The sequence below is a fragment of the Polaromonas sp. genome (genome assembly GCF_012927455.1).
Taxonomy (GTDB): domain Bacteria; phylum Pseudomonadota; class Gammaproteobacteria; order Burkholderiales; family Burkholderiaceae_C; genus Polaromonas.
The window spans coordinates 585,137-603,063 of sequence record NZ_JABBPE010000016.1 but is presented as its reverse complement, the minus strand read 5'-3'; the positions used below and the strand labels follow the sequence as shown (position 1 = coordinate 603,063).

Below are 17,927 nucleotides of genomic sequence, written 5' to 3'. Positions count from 1 at the left end.
GCGGTGATCAATAAAGTTTAATGAAGCGCGGTTTTTACACCATCATGGCGGCCCAGTTTTTCAGCTCGCTGGCTGATAACGCGCTGTTTGTCGCCGCGGTGGAACTGCTGAAAACCAGCGGGGCGCCCAAATGGCAGCCGGCGGCGCTGGTGCCCATGTTTGCGCTGTTTTACGTGGTCCTGGCACCCTTTGTAGGCGCCTATGCCGACGCCCGGCCCAAGGGCAATGTCATGTTTGCCAGCAACGCCATCAAGGTGATCGGTTGCCTGATGATGTTGTTTGGCTCACACCCTCTGCTGGCGTATGCGATTGTCGGCCTGGGCGCTGCCGCTTATTCGCCCGCCAAGTACGGCATCCTGACCGAGCTGCTGCCGGCCTCGCAGCTGGTCAAGGCCAATGGCTGGATTGAAGGGCTGACGATTTCGTCGATCATTTTGGGGGTGCTGCTGGGCGGCCAGCTGGTCGGCCGTTCTGTGTCCCATCTGCTGCTGTCGTTTGACTTTCCGATAATCAACACCGGCATTGACACCCCACCCGAAGCGGCGATTTCAGCGCTGATTTTTCTGTACGTCATTGCCGCGTGGTTCAACACGCGCATCCCCGACACCGGCGTTGAAATGCGGCCTATGCCGCGCAACAAGCTCGAGCTGCTCCCCGACTTCTGGTACTGCAACGCTGCGCTGTGGCGCGACAAACTCGGCCAGATCTCGCTGAGCACCACCACGCTGTTCTGGGGCGTTTCGGGCAACCTGCGCTACATCGTGCTGGCATGGAGCGCGGCCGCCCTGGGTTACAGCACCACGCAAGCCTCTTCACTGGTCGGCGTGGTGGCGATTGGCACGGCGGCCGGGGCAGTGCTGGCCTCGATGCGAATGCGTCTGCACCACGCACCCCGCGTCATACCGCTGGGCATTGCCATGGGTTTGCTGATCATTTTGATGAACTACATCAACAACGTCTGGGTAGCCGCGCCTTTTCTGATTTTGCTGGGCGGGTTGGGCGGCTTTTTGGTGGTGCCGATGAACGCGCTGCTGCAGCACCGCGGCCACAACCTGATGGGCGCGGGCCGCTCGATCGCCGTGCAGAACTTCAATGAGCAGGCCTGCATTTTGGGGCTGGGCGCTTTCTACACCCTGTCCACGGCCAAGGGCCTGTCCGCCTTTGGCGCGATCACTGCCTTTGGCATCGTGGTGGCCAGCTTCATGTGGCTGATCCAGCGCTGGCACAAAAACAACTGCGTCAAGTACAAAGAGCAGCTGGATCACCTGCTGAGCATCGCCCGCAGCGATACCCACCACTGATGCGGGATGAGAATGCACGCGCCGGACTCGGCGCAAAACTTGTTCCGTGGGTCATTCGATGCCCGATCGGCTGTCATGGCCTGAACCGCATCGGGCTTGGGAGCCTTCTTTCATGAAGGACCGGCAAGCCCTGCTGGCTGCGGGCGCACTCGTCATCAATGCCTTCGTCTGGGGCGTTTCCTGGTGGCCGTTTCGCGCCTTGCAGGGCTACGGCCTGCACCCGCTGTGGGCCACCGCGCTGATTTACGGCGCGGCCACGCTGAGCGTGATGGCCTGGCGCCCGCAGGCCTGGCGCGGCTTGCTGGCGTATCCCCCGCTATTGCTGCTAGCGGCTGCGGCGGGCCTGACCAACGTCGGCTTTAACTGGGCTGTCACCGTGGGCGACGTGGTGCGCGTGGTGCTGCTGTTTTATCTGATGCCGGCCTGGTCGGTGCTGATCGCCTGGGCCATGCTGGACGAAAAGCCCAGCGCCGGCTCTTTGTTTCGGCTGCTGCTGGCACTGGCCGGCGTGGTGATTGTGCTGAAGTCGCCGGGCTCGCCGTGGCCGGTGCCGCAAAGCGCGGCCGACTGGCTCGCCTTGGCCGGCGGTCTGAGCTTTGCCTTTACCAACGTGCTGCTGCGCAAGCTCAACTCAACGCCGGGCGAAGCCCGCATGCTGGCGATGTTTGGCGGCGGCGCGCTGATGGCTTCGGCCGCAGCGCTGGCCGGCATGGCCTGGAAAATCGTTCCGGCACCGGCTTTTCAGATGGCCGGGTTGGCGGGACTCGGTATCGCCGCGGCCCTGTGCCTGGCCTTTCTGGCCAGCAACTGGGCGCTGCAATACGGTGCAGCGCGGCTGGCGGCCAGCACCACCGCCATCGTCATGCTGACGGAAATCCTGTTTGCCAGCGCCTCGGCCGCGCTGCTCGGTGCCGCCGCGTTCAGCACGCGCACCCTGCTGGGCGGTGGCCTGATCGTGCTGGCGGCCCTGCTGGCCGCGCTGGCGCCCGAGCCGGCGTCCCCTGCCGCTAAATGAGTTGACGCGCCGCACCGCTCAAAAATAGCGGTCAAATAGTGTTCTAGCCCAATCAATACGGGCGCAAGCAGCTATTTATTTAATAGCGTTCTAGCTCCTACTCCAGCGCGAAAGCACGCTGCCAGCAGATCAAGGGCCCTTGACAAGGGGAATTTGATTACCCGGGCCTGCTCCGGTATATTGAGTTTCTCGTCTCTATTCCCGAATGCCTTGACCGGGCGCCCTTTGGAAAATTGAGCCAACCCAGAAGGATGGAGGACCGCCATGCCAAGAGAGTCTCTTGAACGCTTGCTGCGCAGGCGCTTCACGCTTCCACTGCTTATCGCAGGCGTATTGCTGCTGATGCTGGCTAACGAGATGAGCTACCTGCGAACGGTCAATGCGCTAAGGGGGGGCATCGCCCTGACCGATGCACGCATCGCCACCGCGCGCGTGCTGCAGCTGCTGACAGACGCCGAAACCGGGCAGCGCGGCTACTTGCTGACCGGCCAGGCCGAGTACCTCGACACGCTCAACCAGGCAAAAATCGAATTGCCCAAGGCGACCCCGCAATTGATGGATTTCTTGACGTCGACCGGTGCAAGCGGGCAAGCCGACGCACTGAAAATAGCCGACGCTATCTCAGCGAAGCTGAGCGAGCTTGACAACACGATTGCGCTGCAGCAGGCGGGAAGCCGTGCGGCCGCCTTGACGCTGTTCGATTCGGGCGAGGACAAGCGCCATATGGACAATTTGCGTTCAATTTTTGAAGGCAAGCTCAGCCAGGCCGCCAGTCTTCAGCAAGATGCGCGCGAATTCATTTATCGCACTTTGTGGCTCAACCGTGCCATCATTGCCGCGCTGTCATTAATTCTTGTCATCGGACTGTATCTTCATCTATTGCAGTTACGCCGCTCGGACCGCGAGCGCAGCGAACGCCAGCAACTGCTCGAAGCGCAGGTGCGCGAGCGCACCTTGAGGCTGCAAACCCTGGCCGGTTATCTGCAGACCGTGCGCGAAGACGAGAAATCCCGCCTGGCGCGCGAGTTGCACGATGAGCTTGGTGGCGTGCTGACGGCCGGCAAGCTCACGCTGGCACGCGCGCAGCACCGACTTTCCGCCGACCCCACGATGGCCGAACTGCTTGCGAAGGTAGGCCACCACCTGAGCGAAGGCATTGCGATGAAACGCAAAATCATCGAGGACTTGCGCCCCACCACGCTCAGCGCGCTGGGGCTGACGACGGCACTCGCCATCTTGTCGCGCGATGTGAGTGAGCAGCTGGGCGTGCCGGTGCGCGCGGAAATAGCCGAGTGCCACTTCTCGCCGGATGTCGAGTTAAGCATTTACCGCCTGGTGCAGGAAGCCCTGACGAATATCGGCAAGTATGCGCAAGCCAGTGAAGTCTGGGTACGCCTGAAGCGCGAGGCTGGCGCGCTTCAAATAGAAATTGCCGACAACGGCAAAGGCTTCGACACCGCCAACTTGCGGGTGGGCAGCCACGGCCTGGACGGCATGCGTTTTCGCATCGAATCGCTAGGCGGCTCCCTCACGGTGGTATCCGGCGTGGGCCAAGGCACCCGCATATTCGCGACCGTGCCCCAGCAATTCAATCAGCCGGCCGCTGTCGCGCTGGACCAAAATCTGCCGCCATCGCCGATGAAGCCGGCCTGAGAACAACGCTCTAGCCGACGCGCCCGCCGCGTTTGGAGCGCAGCATGCCACTGCACTGCACTGCATCAGGCAGGACGCTGACCTGCTGCGAATTCAAGTGCTTCCTACGTTCGCATGCCGTCTTCTCCGACAGACCCAAACCCTTGCGAGGTCGATCCTCGAACCTCGTTGCAAGAGCATTGCTGCCCCACCAGTAAACCCAGGATGGTTTTTACGCGTTATGGCCATGTGGCCATACGGGCGCACTGTAAACAGTGACTTCGCCAGGTTCATGGGTTGAAAGACAACATCTGAAAGGGCAAAAAGGAAAGCCGGCATGAACATACTGACTTCTGAGCAATTGCGAGAGATCCGCAGGATCTATGGTCCGGGTAGCAGCTTGAGCGAGTGTTACGACATCTATGAAAGTATTCGACAAAAGGCATTGCGCGGAACGCTGGATGCCAAAACCGAAAACCTCGCAGTCGAGCTGGACATGGTGGTCTGGAAACAAGACTGGAAACGGGGCGAAAAAATGTGGTGCGAGATGCCGACGTAATCCTCCGTCACACTAGCTCACCCCCGGCCAGCGCGCGCTAATTGCCAGTCCCCGCCATCGGCTTTCCGCCGCGGCTGCAAAGGCAGTCGAGGAAGCCGCTGCGGCCTGTAATTTCGCCCGGAAGCGGCAGACCCGCTTACAAGCAATCCGCTGCTTAGGCTTTTTTCCCGGTGACCATACGGTAGAAAAATAACAAAATAATGGCCCCAATTACCGCTGCAATAAACCCCGCCGATTCGCCGACCCGGTAAAAGCCCATGAAGCGGCCCAGGTAAGTCGCGATGATTGAACCGGCGATGCCGATCAGCGCGGTGATGAAGAACCCCGCGGGGTCCCGGCCCGGCATCAAAAATTTGGCGATGATGCCAACGATGAAACCGATCAGAATGGTCCAAATGATGCTCATTTTTTACTTTCCGATTGTTGAATAAGGATATTGCACCTCGGGTCCGCTACCTGACGTCAAAGGAACATCAAGCAAAACGAAGATTACCGGTTACTCAGCTTGCGTTTGTGGGAAAAGGCGGAAACAAGCGTAGGAATTGACCATGATCAAAGCCCCGAAGGGCAATTTTTCGCTGCGCGATTAGTTCGGACGCCTGGCTTCCGCAGTCCGCTAGGCGTTCGCCTCCAGCTCGGCCACGGCTCTGGCCAGCACCTGCGAAAACTCGTGGTGAAAATTCTGCTCGCCGAGCAGCTCCAGGATGCCGGCCTTCCACATTTTGGCGCGTACCCGCTCATTGGCCTCGCACAGCAGGCAACGCACGCCGCGCTTACGCAGCTTGACGATCACTTCCTCGAGTGTCTGCAGGCCGGTGATGTCCCATGAAGGGTACGCGGCGGAACCGGAGGATCACTACCTTGGGTCGGCATGGATTTCCATCAGCACCTGCTCGAGTTTTTCCACGGCGCCCAAGAAGAACCGGCCGTCAATTTCGTAAATCGACACGCCTCGGGGAATATGCTGCAAACCTATCGCTGCTAGTTCCGTTTTGAGATCTTCGATAGCGACGACCTGCGCCTCCCCGGTTTCAGCCATCCGGCGCAGGAATTGCGGGATGGCGCCAAGCGCTGTTCGCTCGCAATCTCTCCCTGGGTTTTGATATCAACTGCGCTTATTTCTGCTTGCCTCCCAGCACCGATACAGACCGGCACCGATGGACCGCTGTCAAGATTCCGCGCAATATCTCGATGGGCGCCGGCGGACAGCCTGACACCACAAGATCGACCGGTATGACGTTGGAGACACGACCACAGCTTGCGTAGCTCTCGCCGAAAATACCCCCATCACCGCCGCAATCGCCCACGGCAATCACCAGTTTGGGATCGGGCGTGGCAGCAAAGGTGCGCTGCAGGGCGAGCGCCATGTTTCGGGAAACCGGCCCGGTCACCAGCAGCATGTCGGCATGGCGTGGACTCGCGACGAACTTGATTCCCAGACCCTCGATGTTGTAGTACGGGTTGCCCAGGGCATGAATTTCAAGTTCGCAGCCATTGCAAGACCCCGCATCGACCATGCGGATGGTCAAGGCCTGTCCCAGAATGTCGAGCAGGTCGCGCTGAATGCGTTCGGTCTCGACGCGCAGCGCATCACTGCTCTCGGGTGCCGGTTCGGTGCGCATCCCGTTTCGGGCGATCTGTTTAATGATTTTCCACATACACCTATATCCTGCGCCTGGACGTGCCCGGGTGGGCTGCGATGCGGCGGGCTGGCAAGGCGCAACGTGGCGTCATCGGATGCGTAGCCACTGGCGAATCCAGACTCATAGATCATGCCCTGAATAGCTGAGGTTGAACGACTTGTTGATGAGCGGAAAGTCGGGGACGATGTTGCCGATCACCGCGTGCTCAATCACCGGCCAGTTCTGCCACGAAGGATCGTGACAGTGGCAGCGGAGGATGCGGTGCTGGCTGGCCTCGCCATCGAGTTCCAGCGCGACAAAAATTTCGCCCCGCCAGCCCTCGACCCAGCCTGCGCCTACCGCTGCATCGGCGGGCAGGCTCAGTTCGCTGCGCGTCAGACCCGCCGGCAAACCGGCCACAATGGTGCGAATCAGCCGCAGCGACTCAAACACTTCCTCAAAACGAAGCGTCACGCGGGCCGCAACGTCGCCATTGCGGTGGGTTGCCATCTTCACCTGCAAGCTGTCATAGGGAGGCCACGGGTGGTCGCAGCGCAGGTCTGCCGCCTGGCCGCTGGCGCGGCCGGCCAGGCCGGTCAGCCCCAGTCGAGCGGCCAGTTCCGGACTCACCTGTCCGGTGTTGATGAAGCGATCCTGCAGGCCGGCATGCTCCTCATACACGGTTCGCAGAGCCTGCACCTCGCGCTCGACGACATCGCTTTGTTGCAACAGTCGATCCATCCTCGCGCGGTCCACGTCGCACGCAACGCCACCGGGCGTCACGCCGTCCATCATCAGGCGATGCCCAAACGCCTCTTTGGACAGGCGCAGCCAATCTTCGCGCAAGCGCGAGAACTGGGCCAGACCAAAGGCAAAGGCCGTGTCGTTGCCCAGCGCACCCAGGTCGCCCAGATGGTTGGCGACGCGTTCGCGCTCCAGCATGAGCGCGCGCAGCCAGCTGGCGCGCTCGGGAATATCGCACGCCGCAGCCGATTCCAGCGCCATGCAATAGGCCCATGCAAAGGCGACCGTTGAGTCGCCCGAAACCCGTCCCGCCAAACGATGGGCTTGCAAGGGTGGGAGTTGCGTGAAGCGCTTTTCAATCCCCTTGTGGCTGTAACCCAGGCGCTCTTCCAGACGCAGCACTTTTTCGCCGACCACCGATAAGCGGAAATGACCGGGTTCAATGATGCCGGCGTGCACCGGGCCCACCGCGATCTCGTGCACACCATCGCCCTCGACGCGGACAAACGGGTAGTCGGTCACCTGGGCGTCGGGAAATGCCTGCTGGGCGGCGACGTCGTGTCGCAACGGAAAGTGATCCGCTGGCCACGCGCCATGGTTCAGCCACGGACGGTGGTCGTGGCCGCCCTCGGCGAGGATTCCCGACAGATCGGAGGCTGCCCGCTGCATCCTGACACCAGAAGGAAAGATCGTCGACAGATCGGGGTAAGTCGTCTGACCGGCAGCCAGCGGCAGCTCAAGCCAGACCAGGCCTTCGAGCACCGCATAGGCCGCACAGACGGTGAGGGCCCCCGTTTCAGCCGGCGGCAATGCGTCGCCCTCTGGGGCCGGTAGCGCCGGCGTCGCGCAAGCCCTGTCCGATGCCCAAAGTGAAATCAGCCGCCCGCCGGACTCACGCACGGCGAGGGCCGCTGCCTGCCAGTCATCGGCGGCAACGCTGCCACGCCAGATTGGCACGGGTGTCACCAGGCGTTGCAGATCTACATTCAAGCTGGGAATTTTTATCAATTCAGCCCCCCAACATCCGCGCCGCCTGAACGTACCAGGTATTGAGGTAGGGCGGAATATACAAACCCAGCATCAAACCAATACCGAGGTGAATAAACACCGGCAGCAAAGCGGGCGCATGTGCCAGCGGCTTGAGCGAGGTCTCGCCAAACACCATGGGTAGCACCCGGATCAGCACCGATGCAAAAGCGACCCCAAGCGCGAGAAACAGAAACGGTGTGGCCCAGGGTTGTTCACGCATCGCCGTGGTGAGAATCAGGAACTCGCTGGCAAAGATGCCAAACGGCGGCATGCCCAGAATCGCCATCACCGCCAGCATCAGGCCCCAGCCCACGGTGGGGTTCACCTTGATGAGGCCACGAATCTCACTCATGACCTGGGTGCCGGCCTTTTGGGTCGCGTGACCCACGGTAAAGAAGACGGCCGATTTGATCAGGGAATGCGCCGTCATGTGCAACAGGCCGGCAAAGTTGGCGATCGGTCCGCCCATGCCGAAGGCAAAGGTGATCAAGCCCATGTGCTCGATCGACGAGTAGGAAAACATGCGCTTGACGTCTTTCTGGCGCGACAGGAAGAACGCCGCCACCACCACCGACAGCAGGCCAAAACCCATCATCAGTTGTCCGGCCAGGGGCCGCTGCAGGGCACCGTCGGTGAGCACCTTGCAGCGCAGCACCGCGTACATGGCCACATTGAGCAACAGGCCCGAAAGCACGGCCGAGACCGGGGTCGGGCCTTCCGCATGCGCGTCGGGCAACCAGCTGTGCAGGGGCACCATGCCCACCTTGGCGCCGTAACCGATAAACAGAAAAGCAAAGGCCAGCGTGACAATGGCCGGATCCAGCTGACCCTTGATCGCATCCAGGCTGGTCCACAGCAGCGTGGCGCCGTGCGGGCCCAGCACTTTTTCAGCGGCCATGTAAAGCAGCACGGTGCCGAACAGCGCCTGGGCAATGCCGACGCCACACAGAATGAAATATTTCCAGGCGGCCTCCAGGCTCGCCGCCGTGCGGTAGACGCTGACCAGCAGCACGGTGGTCAGCGTGGCCGCCTCCATCGCCACCCACAGGATGCCCAGGTTATTGGTGGTCAGTGCCAGCAGCATGGTGAAACTGAACAGCTGGTACATGCCGTGGTACAGGCGCATGCGCGGCGGCGTCATCTTGCCGCGGTCTTGCTCGACCCGCATATAGGGGCGTGAAAAGATGGCGGTGGTCAGCCCGACAAAGGCGGTCAGGGTGACCAGAAACACATTCAGCGGATCAATGTAAAACTGTTTGTCCCAGACAAAGACCGGACCGTCGGCGATGATCTGCGCCGTGAGGACGCAGGCGGCGACGAAGGTCGCCAGACTGAATCCGACATTGAGGTTGCGTGCAACATCACGATGGCCGGTAAGACCCAGAACCGCAGCGCCCAACAGCGGGAACCCCAGAACAAAAAACAATGCGGGCACGGTCAATCTTCCTTGAGCGCTTCGAGGTTGTGGATGTCCAGGCTGTCGAACTTTTCGCGGATCTGGAACATGAACACACCCAGAATCAAAACGCCCACCAGCACATCCAGGGCAATGCCGAACTCCACGATCATGGGCATGCCACTGGTGACCGTGGTGGCCGCAAAAATCAGGCCGTTTTCCATCGACAGAAAGCCGATCACCTGCGGCACCGCCTTGGAGCGGGTAATCATCATCATGAAGGAAAGCAGCACGCAGGCCAGCGCAATGCCGAGCGAGCCGCCGGCCATGGAGGACGACAGACGTGAAATCGGCAAGGCCAGACTGAAGGAAAAAATCACCAGCACAATCCCCACCAGCATCGTGGTCGGAATGTTGATAAGGGTCTCCACATCCCAGCGCACGTTCAGGCGCCGAATCACCCGGTGCAACAGCCAGGGGATAAAAATAACTTTAAGCACCAGCGTCAGGCCCGCGGAGACATAAAGGTCCGGCTGGTTCGTGGCATAGCCGAGCAGGATGGACGCCGCCACCAGGGCCGCACCCTGCAGGGTGAAGAGATTGATCAAGGAGACGATGCGCCGCTGCGAAATCATGGCGAACGACAGCATCAGAATCAGGGTGGCGAACAGGTTGATCAACTGGGGTACAAATTTGATCATGACGCCCCCAGCAAGATGTTGACCAGCAAGCCGATCACCGCCAGCAAAAAAGCGGTGGCCAAAAATTCGGGAACGCGAAAGATGCGCATCTTCGCGCTGACGGTCTCGATGCCGGCCAGCATTACGCCGCCCACCGCCAGCTTGACAAGGAGCGCTGGCAGCGCCAGCAGCAGCGCCAGCGGGTCATCGGCCTGCGCCACGCCCCAGGGAAAGAATAGCGCCAGGCCCATGCAGGAATAGGCAAACAGTTTCAGACTGGCCGTCCATTCGAGCAGCGCCAGGTGCCGCCCCGAATATTCCAGGATCAAGGCCTCATGGATCATGGTCAATTCCAGATGAGTTTCCGGGTTGTCCACCGGCACCCGTGCGTTCTCGGCCAGCGACACCATGGTGAACGCCACGCCAGCCACCAGCAGGCTGGGGTGAATCGCCAGATCCCGGTGCGCCAGCGTTTCGACGATGGTAGTGAGTGAGGTCGAGCGCGAAATCATGGATGCACAAAAAAGCACCATCAGCAAAGCGGGTTCGGCCAGGAAACCCACCAGCATCTCGCGCCGCGCGCCCAACGTGCCAAATGCCGTGCCCACATCCATCGCCGCCAGGGAGATGAACACCCGCGCCAGGGCAAACAGGCCGACCAGCGCGATGGCGTCTGCGGCAGGCGACAAAGGCAGGTCGGTCGACAGGGTCGGGATGATGGCAGTGGCCAGAATCATGCAACCAAAAACAATGTAGGGGGTCATGCGGAACAGGGGCGAGGCGTGCTCGGCCAACACCGATTCCTTGTTGAACAGCTTGTGCAGAACGCGGTAGGGCTGCAGCAAGCTGGGCGCTGACTTGTTCTGCAGCCGGGCGCGCCATTGGTTGACCCAGCCCGTCATCAGCGGCGCCAGTACCAGCGCCATCACAATCGCCATCAGCTGGGATACCAGACCAAGCAGGCTCATGACCACCCCCACGCCCGGCACTGCGTGTTCTCGCCCCCTCGGGGGGCTTTCGCTTGCCTAAAGCGGTTCTGCGCTGCGCTCATTGCTTCACCACCAGCAGCACGACGATCAGGGTCACGAAGCTGTACATCAGATAGACCGCAATGCGCCCCTGCTGCAACAGGCCGATCAGGCGTGACAGGCGTCCGACCAGCGCCGCCACCGGCAGGTAGAGCCAATGCCACAGCGGGTCCTCCACCGTCACACGGTAGTGTGGCTGCTCATCGAAGGGCGTGGGCAGTTCGCGCTTCATGCGAAACATGGGCTCAAATATTTGCCGGATCGGTTGTCCAAAACCCTCCGCCGTGTCCTGCATGCGGGCGGTTTGCCAGGGATAGCCACAGTCCCAGGGCGGCGCGCGGCGCGTGCCACCTTTGTACAACCTGCGCACCAGCAGGTAAGCCAAAGCAAAGCTCGCCATCACCCCCAATAAAAAGATCGCCGGCGAGTAGCTGGCACGCTCGATGCTGACCGGTACCAGCAACCAGCCGCTGCTCGCCACCGTATGCGCCAACCCGGCCGATACCAGCAGCTGAGTCACCGGATCAATCAACGCGATGACCTGATTGGGAAGCAACCCAAGCACCACACAACCCGCTGCCAGCCACAACATGCCGGTGCGTTCCCAAGGACCTGCATCATGCGCGCCGGAGAGCTTTTCTTCACGCGGCTGACCCAGGAAAATAACACCAAAGTACTTAACCATGGTGTAGCCGGAGAGCGCTGCAATCAGTGCAATCAGCGCGGCCACCACTGGAATCAACATGTTGAGAAATGAACTTGGCAGGCCGGTGGTAAAAAGAAAACTTTGCAGCAACAGCCACTCCGCTATGAACCCCCCAAAGGGCGGCAGCCCGGCGCAGGCCAGCACGGCAATCAGGGTCGGCCAAGCCACCCAGGGCATGTAGCGCATCAGGCCGCCCAACTTGCCCAGGCTGCGTTCGCCGGTCGCGTGCATCACGGCACCGGTGCTGCAGAACAGCAAGCTTTTAAAGAATGCGTGGCTCATCATGTGATAGAAGGCTGCCGTCAGGGCCAGGGCCGCCAGTGTCTTCATCCCATAGACGGAAAACAGCAGCGACAAACCGAAGCCAACGCACATCAAGCCCACGTTCTCAATGGAAGAATAGGCCAGCAAACGCTTCATCTCCACTTGCACGGTGGAGAATACGACCCCAAACAGGGCGGTGGCCAAACCAATCGTCATCAGCAGCACCCCCCACCACCAGATACGCGTTTGCAACAAATCAAACGACACCCGCAAGATGCCATAAAGCGCGATCTTCAGCATCACGGCACTCATCAATGCTGAAAAAGGGGACGGGGCAGCAGGATGCGCCTCCGGCAACCAGGCGTGCAGTGGCAGGATGCCGGCCTTCGCGCCAAAGCCAAACACCGCCAGCACGAAGGCAACGGAGCCCCAGAACGGCGACAGGTGCTGGGCCCGCATATTGGCGAAGGTGTAGTCGCCCGTGTTGGCCTGCAACACGCCGAAACACAGAAGAATGCCCAGGGCACCAATATGGGCCACCAGCATGTACAGGTAACCTGCCTGGCGAATTTCGGGAATACGGTGGTTCGCCATGACAAGGAAAAATGAGGAAAAAGCCATGGTCTCCCAGACCACCATAAAGGCGTAGGCATCGTCGGCAATCACTACCATGGCCATGCTGGCCAGAAAAATGTGGTACTCCAGACAGATCAAGCCGGGGGGCGTTCCCTCACCCTTGCGAAAGTAACCTGCCGCAAAGGCGGACACACCGGCCGATACGCCGCCAATCAGCATCAGGAAAAAGGCCGAGAGACTGTCCAGGCGGAGGTGGAACGGCAGTTGGGGAAGACCAATCGGTAGCACGGCCACTTCAGGAACGTCGAGCGCCGCGCTCAGGGCCACCCCGAACAAAACAAGGGCGACAAGCCCTCCGGCCGGGAACAGGATGGTGGCCACGAATTTAAACCGGCGTAAAGTAAATACGCCCACCACGCCGATCAACAGCCAGCAGACGACAAGCACCAAGACCCAGTCCAGATGAATCCACGCGGCGGGATCAGAAAATTTGTTCATTCGGTGTCAGACTGAAAAATCAGACTGCCCAACACCGACACCATGAAGCCGCCAATGATGGCGGTGTGAATGCCCTGCTCCGGCCTGGCGCCCGAGGCAATCGCAAAGGCCATGGCCAGCGGCAGCGCCACCACGCCGACGATAGCGCCGGCCACCACATTGGGTACGATCTTGCTGTGGCCGAACAGCCCGGCGCGCTTGGCCTCAAGAATGGTGATCATGGGTCGGGCATCTTTCGCGGGAGCGGCGTCTCAAGCAGCATACCTGCCGAGGCGAGCGCGGTAGGCGCGCAAATCGAGCAGCAGCGGTGGTGCGGCAACCGCCATCAGCAGCAGCGCAATCGGCACGGTAGAAAAGAAGCCCAGGGTTTTGAAAGCCAGCGCGCCCATCAGGCCGCCGCCAAAAAACAACAGCAAAATGGTGGCGTGAACCTGCAGCTTGTCGCGGTCGGCCCGGACGAAGTGTTCCAGGTTGGCCGCGTGCGTGCGGTTCCAGTAAAGCAGCCGGCCCAGTTCTATGCCCAGGTCGGTGACCAACCCGGTGACGTGGGTGGTGCGGATTTCAGCCGAGGAAATCTTGGTGATGATGGCGTTTTGCAGACCCATGATGAAGCACAGCAGCAGCACGGTGGTGGGCACAAAGACCTCAACCAGCACGTTGAGGTTGCCGCCCAGCAGCCCGAACAGCAGCAGCAGCACCGCCTCCAGCATCAGTGACAAGGCAAATTCGCCATGCAACTTGCGCCGCCTGGCCCAGTTGATTTGCACCGTGGTGGTGATGACACCGGCCAGAAAAGCCCCGACAAAGGCCAGACCGGCAATCACCAAGGTGAGATGGCCAAGCACAAAATCATCGGCGACAGCAGACACGATGCCCGTCATGTGAGAAGTGTAGCGCCCGACCGCCAGAAAGCCGCCGGCGTTGACGGCGCCGGCCACCCAGGCGAGCAAACCGCCAAGCTGCCGGTTCTTGCGGCGGGTGCGTCGCTTGCGGGTCAGGCCCATCAGCGATTCCCACAGGCTCAAGAGCGGCTTCAGCGCGGCCTGTTGATATTTGGGCAAGCCCGCAAACGCCGGGAGAGGTCGAAGAGAAGGCTTGAGCTCCTCCGGCACGCCAACCCCCGGAACCGGTCCACGAGGTTGATTCTTACCCATGCGAGTTGCGTTGCGTCATGACTTCGTTAAAGATTTTAACAAACCAAAACGCCAGCCAACTATCTTTCAGCGCAACCAGCTATGAATTTGATAGCGCTTCGTCGAGCAGCTCGACCCAGTGCCGCACCGGCGTAGCCGTGCCGCTTTGCAGGTGCACGATGCAGCCGACATTGGCCGAGGCAATCGTTGCGGGCGCGCCCTCGGCCAGATGGGCCAGCTTGCGGTCGCGCAGCTGGTAGGCGATTTCAGGGTTGAGCACCGAGTAAGTGCCGGCCGAGCCGCAGCACAGATGCGCCTCGCAGCTGGCTACCTTGATGTCAAAGCCGAGCTCGCCCAGATATTTTTCGACGCCGCCGCGCAGCTGCTGGCCATGCTGCAGCGTGCAAGGCGGGTGAAAGGCGATCTTGCCGGCGCCGGCAGCCACCTGGCCGCGCAACGGCTCGACCAGTTCGGGCAACAGCTCGCTGAGGTCGCGCGTCAAGGCGCTGATGCGGGCGGCTTTGTCGGCATAGGCCGGATCGTCTTTCAAGATATGGCCGTATTCCTTGACGGTGACGCCGCAGCCCGAGGCGTTCATCACGATGGCCTCCACGCCTGACCCCACATAGGGCCACCAGGCGTCGATGTTGCGCCGCATCTCGGCCTTGCCGCCGTCCTGGTCGTTCAGGTGAAACTTGACGGCGCCACAGCAACCAGCCTTGGCCGCCAGCACCACTTCAATGCCGGCGGCGTCGAGCACGCGCGCCGTCGCGCTGTTGATGTTGGGCATCATGGCGGGCTGCACGCAGCCTTCAAGCATCAGCATTTTTCGGGGGTGGCTGCGCACGGGCCAGTTGCCAGCGCTCTGGCGCGCCGGCACTTTGGCTTGCAGTGCGGCGGGCAACAGGCCGCGCACCGCCTGGCCCAGCTTCAGGGCCGGCGCAAACAGCGTTGACGGCAGGCCTTCTTTCAGCGCCCAGCGCACCGCCGTTTCACGCGCCGGGCGCGGCACGCGTTCATCGACCAGCTTGCGGCCGATGTCGATCAAGTGGCCGTAGTCCACCCCGCTGGGGCAGGTGGTTTCACAGTTTCGGCAGGTCAGGCAGCGGTCCAGATGCAGCTGTGTCTTGCGCGTCGGCATCTCGCCTTCAAGCACCTGCTTGATCAGGTAAATGCGGCCGCGCGGTCCATCAAGCTCGTCGCCCAGCAGCTGGTAGGTTGGGCAGGTGGCCGTGCAAAAGCCGCAGTGCACGCACTTGCGCAAAATCGCTTCGGCCTGCTGGCCGTCAGCGGTGTTCTGGAATTGGGGGGCGAGCTTGGTTTGCATGGTGCCTAAAAATGAAGTTGGGAAGTTCTTCGGTCAGGTCACCAGCCCGCCAACATGCGGCCGGGATTGAAAACGCCGGCCGGGTCGAACTGCCTTTTGAGCTCCCGGTGGATGCGGTCCAGCGGGGCCTTGAGCTGCGAGAACACCGGCACGCTTTTATCGGCCGAACGAAACAGCGTGGCATGGCCGCCGGCGCTGGCGGCGGCCTGGCGAATCGCCAACGCCTCCCCAGCGGGCCGCTTGAGCCAGCGCTGGGCGCCGCCCCACTCCAGCAGCGTGGCGCCCAAAGCCAGAGGCGTAGCGCCTGACCCCAGCGGCGCGGCGCTGTCGGGCAGGCTGACGCGCCACAGCGATTCGTCGCCCTGCAAGGCAAAAAACGGCAGCGTCTGCTCGCGCAGGCCTGCCCACAGCGCGGGTGCCTGCTCACCCACGGCTTCGCCGCCCATGGTCTTGAGCGCTGCGGCGACCGCCGCCCTGGCGCCGCGCAGCCGGACCGACAGCCGGCCGTCCTGCCAGCAGCTGGCGTTGACCGGCAAAGGCAAGCCGCCCCAGCGGTTGAGCTGGTGCAGCGCTTGGGCCTGGTCCAGCTCGAAAACCAGCGTGGCCTCGGCAAGCGGGATGGGCAGCACCTTGATGGAGACCTCCAGCAGCACGCCCAGCGCGCCGAGCGAGCCGGCCATCAGGCGCGAAACGTCGTAGCCGGCCACATTCTTCATGACCTGGCCGCCAAACGTCAGGTGCTCAGCCTTGCCGTTGAGCAGTTTCACGCCCAGCATGAAGTCGCGCACCGCGCCGGCAGTGCCGCGTGCCGGCCCATTGAGGCCGCAGGCGACCATGCCACCCACGGTAGCGTGAGCGCCGAAGTGCGGCGGCTCGAAGGCCAGGCACTGCCCCTGGCCGGCCAGCAGCGCTTCCAGTTCGGCCAGCGGCGTGCCGGTGCGCGCGGTGACGACCAGCTCGCTTGGCTCGTAGCTGATGACGCCGGCAAACGGGCGCATGTCCAGGATGTCCCCGTTCAAGGCTTGCCCATAGAAGTCTTTGCTGCCGCCGCCGCGTATGCGCAAAGCCGTGCCGGCAGCAGCAGCGCCGCGTACCCGCTCAGCGATGGACGCCGTCATCTCGTGTTCTGAAACCATGGCGTGATAGTAAGCGGCGACTGCGCTTGAGGTCTTTGATCTTTTTGAACGCGGCCTGTTCGGTTTTTGCAGCCGGCTGGCCACGCAGCGCGGGTTGAACCGCCGGCGCCCCCTGGCGGGCCAGCGCACGTCAACTGGCGATTTTAGGGGTCAAATATTCCTCTAGCCCAATACTGGCGGGCGCAAGCAGCTATTAATTAAATAGCACACTTACACACTGCCGGCTCCATTAGTGCCTCAGTTGCGTCCTAGTCCGTAAAGAAGTTCACCGGCAAACCGGGCACCTCTACGCGCAGTGACAACACGCAGCCCGAGTCCGGCCAGCGTTGCAGTTCCTGCGCCGTGCGGCCATGGCGCGCCGTCGTGAGGTACAACGTTTGCAGGTCGGCGCCGCCAAAGCACGGCATGGTCGGGCATTGGGCCGGCACCGGCAATTCGGCCAGCACCGCGCCGGCCGGCGACAGCTTGAGCAGCCGTGCGCCTTCGAACATGGCAACGTAGTAGTTGCCCTCTATATCTACTGCCGCGCCATCGGGCCGGCCGGCATAGCCGGCCATGCCAGGCTGCCAGCCGGCAGGCTTGGCCGGCCACTGATGAAACAGTCGCTCGTGGCCCATGACGTTGCTGTCCGCATCCCAGTCCCAGGCACGAGTGCGGTGGCGCGTCGTGTCGCTCCAGTACAGGGTGCGGGCGTCAGGCGACCAGGCCAGTCCGTTGGCAATAGTCGCGTCGCCGGCCTTGCGCTCCAGCACAGGGGCACGGCCCTGGCGCGCGTCAAGGCAAAAAAGCTCGGCGCGGGCGGCATCGCGCGGCTCGTACATGGTGCCGGCCCAGAAGCGGCCGCGCGGATCGGCCTTGCCGTCATTGAAGCGGGTGGTGGCAGCATCGTGCGAGGCCGGTAGCAGCCGCTCCAGCGCGCTGCCCCACTGGCGCGCGCGGTAAATGCCGTCTCGCAACGCAATCACCAGACCACTGGGCTGACCCTGCGTTTTTGCCGGCGCGATGCAGCCAGGCTCGGACGGCATGTCCCAGCTTTGCAATGCGCCGCTTTGCACATCGGCGCGGTGCAGTTGCCTGGCGGCAATGTCAACCCAGTAGAGCCGCTGCTCGTCGGGGTGCCAGAACGGCGATTCGCCCAGTTCGCTCGGTTGCGCGACAACGGTTTGCCAGGTCATGCGGATCTCCTTATAGACGCTGTTTTTCAAGTGCGGTTCGCCCACTGTACAGGCAAAAAAAAGCCCGCCGGCTGGACGCCGACGGGCTGAAATCCCAAGGAAACAC

The 17,927-nt window shown here is 61.9% G+C and carries 17 protein-coding genes and 1 pseudogene; 4 read left to right on the top strand and 14 right to left on the bottom strand.

What is annotated here, in order from left to right:
• Positions 1-20 precede the first annotated feature (20 nt).
• From lplT to HHJ18_RS17800, 4 genes are all read left to right on the top strand, one after another.
• Positions 21-1,301, top strand: coding sequence for a lysophospholipid transporter LplT (gene lplT / locus HHJ18_RS17815; RefSeq protein ID WP_296917303.1), 1,281 nt, complete (start codon positions 21-23; stop codon positions 1,299-1,301).
• A gap of 112 nt (positions 1,302-1,413) precedes the next feature.
• A complete protein-coding gene (locus HHJ18_RS17810) occupies positions 1,414-2,316 on the top strand; it encodes a DMT family transporter (RefSeq protein WP_296917301.1) in 903 nt (300 codons plus the stop codon).
• Between the two features lie 264 nt (positions 2,317-2,580).
• On the top strand, positions 2,581-3,969 hold the full coding sequence (locus HHJ18_RS17805; protein WP_296917299.1) for a CHASE3 domain-containing protein: 1,389 nt from the start codon (positions 2,581-2,583) through the stop codon (positions 3,967-3,969).
• Between the two features lie 316 nt (positions 3,970-4,285).
• A complete protein-coding gene (locus tag HHJ18_RS17800; protein ID WP_296917297.1) occupies positions 4,286-4,507 on the top strand; it encodes a hypothetical protein in 222 nt (73 codons plus the stop codon).
• 154 nt (positions 4,508-4,661) lie between these two features.
• On the opposite strand, the gene HHJ18_RS17795 is transcribed toward HHJ18_RS17800, so the two are convergent.
• The 14 genes and pseudogenes from HHJ18_RS17795 to HHJ18_RS17730 all read right to left on the bottom strand — a co-directional run bounded on the left by HHJ18_RS17795 (position 4,662) and on the right by HHJ18_RS17730 (position 17,821).
• Positions 4,662-4,913, bottom strand: a complete 252-nt coding sequence (locus tag HHJ18_RS17795; protein ID WP_296917295.1) for a GlsB/YeaQ/YmgE family stress response membrane protein — start codon at positions 4,911-4,913, stop codon at positions 4,662-4,664.
• Positions 4,914-5,123: 210 nt separating this feature from the next.
• On the bottom strand, positions 5,124-5,327 hold the full coding sequence (locus HHJ18_RS17790; RefSeq protein WP_366558860.1) for a sodium-independent anion transporter: 204 nt from the start codon (positions 5,325-5,327) through the stop codon (positions 5,124-5,126).
• Positions 5,328-5,363: 36 nt separating this feature from the next.
• Positions 5,364-5,546, bottom strand: coding sequence for a hypothetical protein (locus tag HHJ18_RS17785; RefSeq protein ID WP_296917293.1), 183 nt, complete (start codon positions 5,544-5,546; stop codon positions 5,364-5,366).
• Between the two features lie 76 nt (positions 5,547-5,622).
• A complete protein-coding gene (locus HHJ18_RS17780; protein WP_296917292.1) occupies positions 5,623-6,165 on the bottom strand; it encodes a formate hydrogenlyase in 543 nt (180 codons plus the stop codon).
• 105 nt (positions 6,166-6,270) lie between these two features.
• A complete protein-coding gene (locus HHJ18_RS17775; RefSeq protein ID WP_296917405.1) occupies positions 6,271-7,878 on the bottom strand; it encodes an NADH-quinone oxidoreductase subunit C in 1,608 nt (535 codons plus the stop codon).
• 4 nt (positions 7,879-7,882) lie between these two features.
• The gene (locus tag HHJ18_RS17770; RefSeq protein ID WP_296917290.1) at positions 7,883-9,337 is read right to left on the bottom strand and encodes a hydrogenase 4 subunit F; all 1,455 of its coding nucleotides are present in this window, start codon (positions 9,335-9,337) and stop codon (positions 7,883-7,885) included.
• A gap of 2 nt (positions 9,338-9,339) precedes the next feature.
• The gene (locus tag HHJ18_RS17765) at positions 9,340-9,999 is read right to left on the bottom strand and encodes a formate hydrogenlyase (protein WP_296917289.1); all 660 of its coding nucleotides are present in this window, start codon (positions 9,997-9,999) and stop codon (positions 9,340-9,342) included.
• Positions 9,996-10,946 carry an NADH-quinone oxidoreductase subunit H gene (locus HHJ18_RS17760; RefSeq protein WP_296917287.1) on the bottom strand — a complete coding sequence of 317 codons (951 nt, stop codon included), beginning with the start codon at positions 10,944-10,946 and terminating at the stop codon, positions 9,996-9,998. The genes HHJ18_RS17765 and HHJ18_RS17760 overlap by 4 nt, the downstream gene beginning before the upstream one ends.
• Positions 10,947-11,025: 79 nt before the next feature.
• Complete coding sequence (hyfB, locus tag HHJ18_RS17755) at positions 11,026-13,050, bottom strand: hydrogenase 4 subunit B (protein WP_296917286.1); 2,025 nt, start codon at positions 13,048-13,050, stop codon at positions 11,026-11,028.
• Positions 13,051-13,076: 26 nt separating this feature from the next.
• A pseudogene (locus tag HHJ18_RS17750) lies at positions 13,077-13,271 on the bottom strand (SulP family inorganic anion transporter); the annotation flags it as partial.
• Positions 13,272-13,301: 30 nt separating this feature from the next.
• The gene (locus HHJ18_RS17745; protein WP_296917403.1) at positions 13,302-14,054 is read right to left on the bottom strand and encodes a YoaK family protein; all 753 of its coding nucleotides are present in this window, start codon (positions 14,052-14,054) and stop codon (positions 13,302-13,304) included.
• A gap of 229 nt (positions 14,055-14,283) precedes the next feature.
• Complete coding sequence (gene glcF, locus HHJ18_RS17740; protein ID WP_296917284.1) at positions 14,284-15,510, bottom strand: glycolate oxidase subunit GlcF; 1,227 nt, start codon at positions 15,508-15,510, stop codon at positions 14,284-14,286.
• Positions 15,511-15,548: 38 nt separating this feature from the next.
• On the bottom strand, positions 15,549-16,646 hold the full coding sequence (glcE, locus tag HHJ18_RS17735) for a glycolate oxidase subunit GlcE (protein WP_296917282.1): 1,098 nt from the start codon (positions 16,644-16,646) through the stop codon (positions 15,549-15,551).
• Positions 16,647-16,894: 248 nt separating this feature from the next.
• Positions 16,895-17,821, bottom strand: a complete 927-nt coding sequence (locus HHJ18_RS17730; RefSeq protein ID WP_296917280.1) for an SMP-30/gluconolactonase/LRE family protein — start codon at positions 17,819-17,821, stop codon at positions 16,895-16,897.
• Positions 17,822-17,927 lie beyond the last annotated feature (106 nt).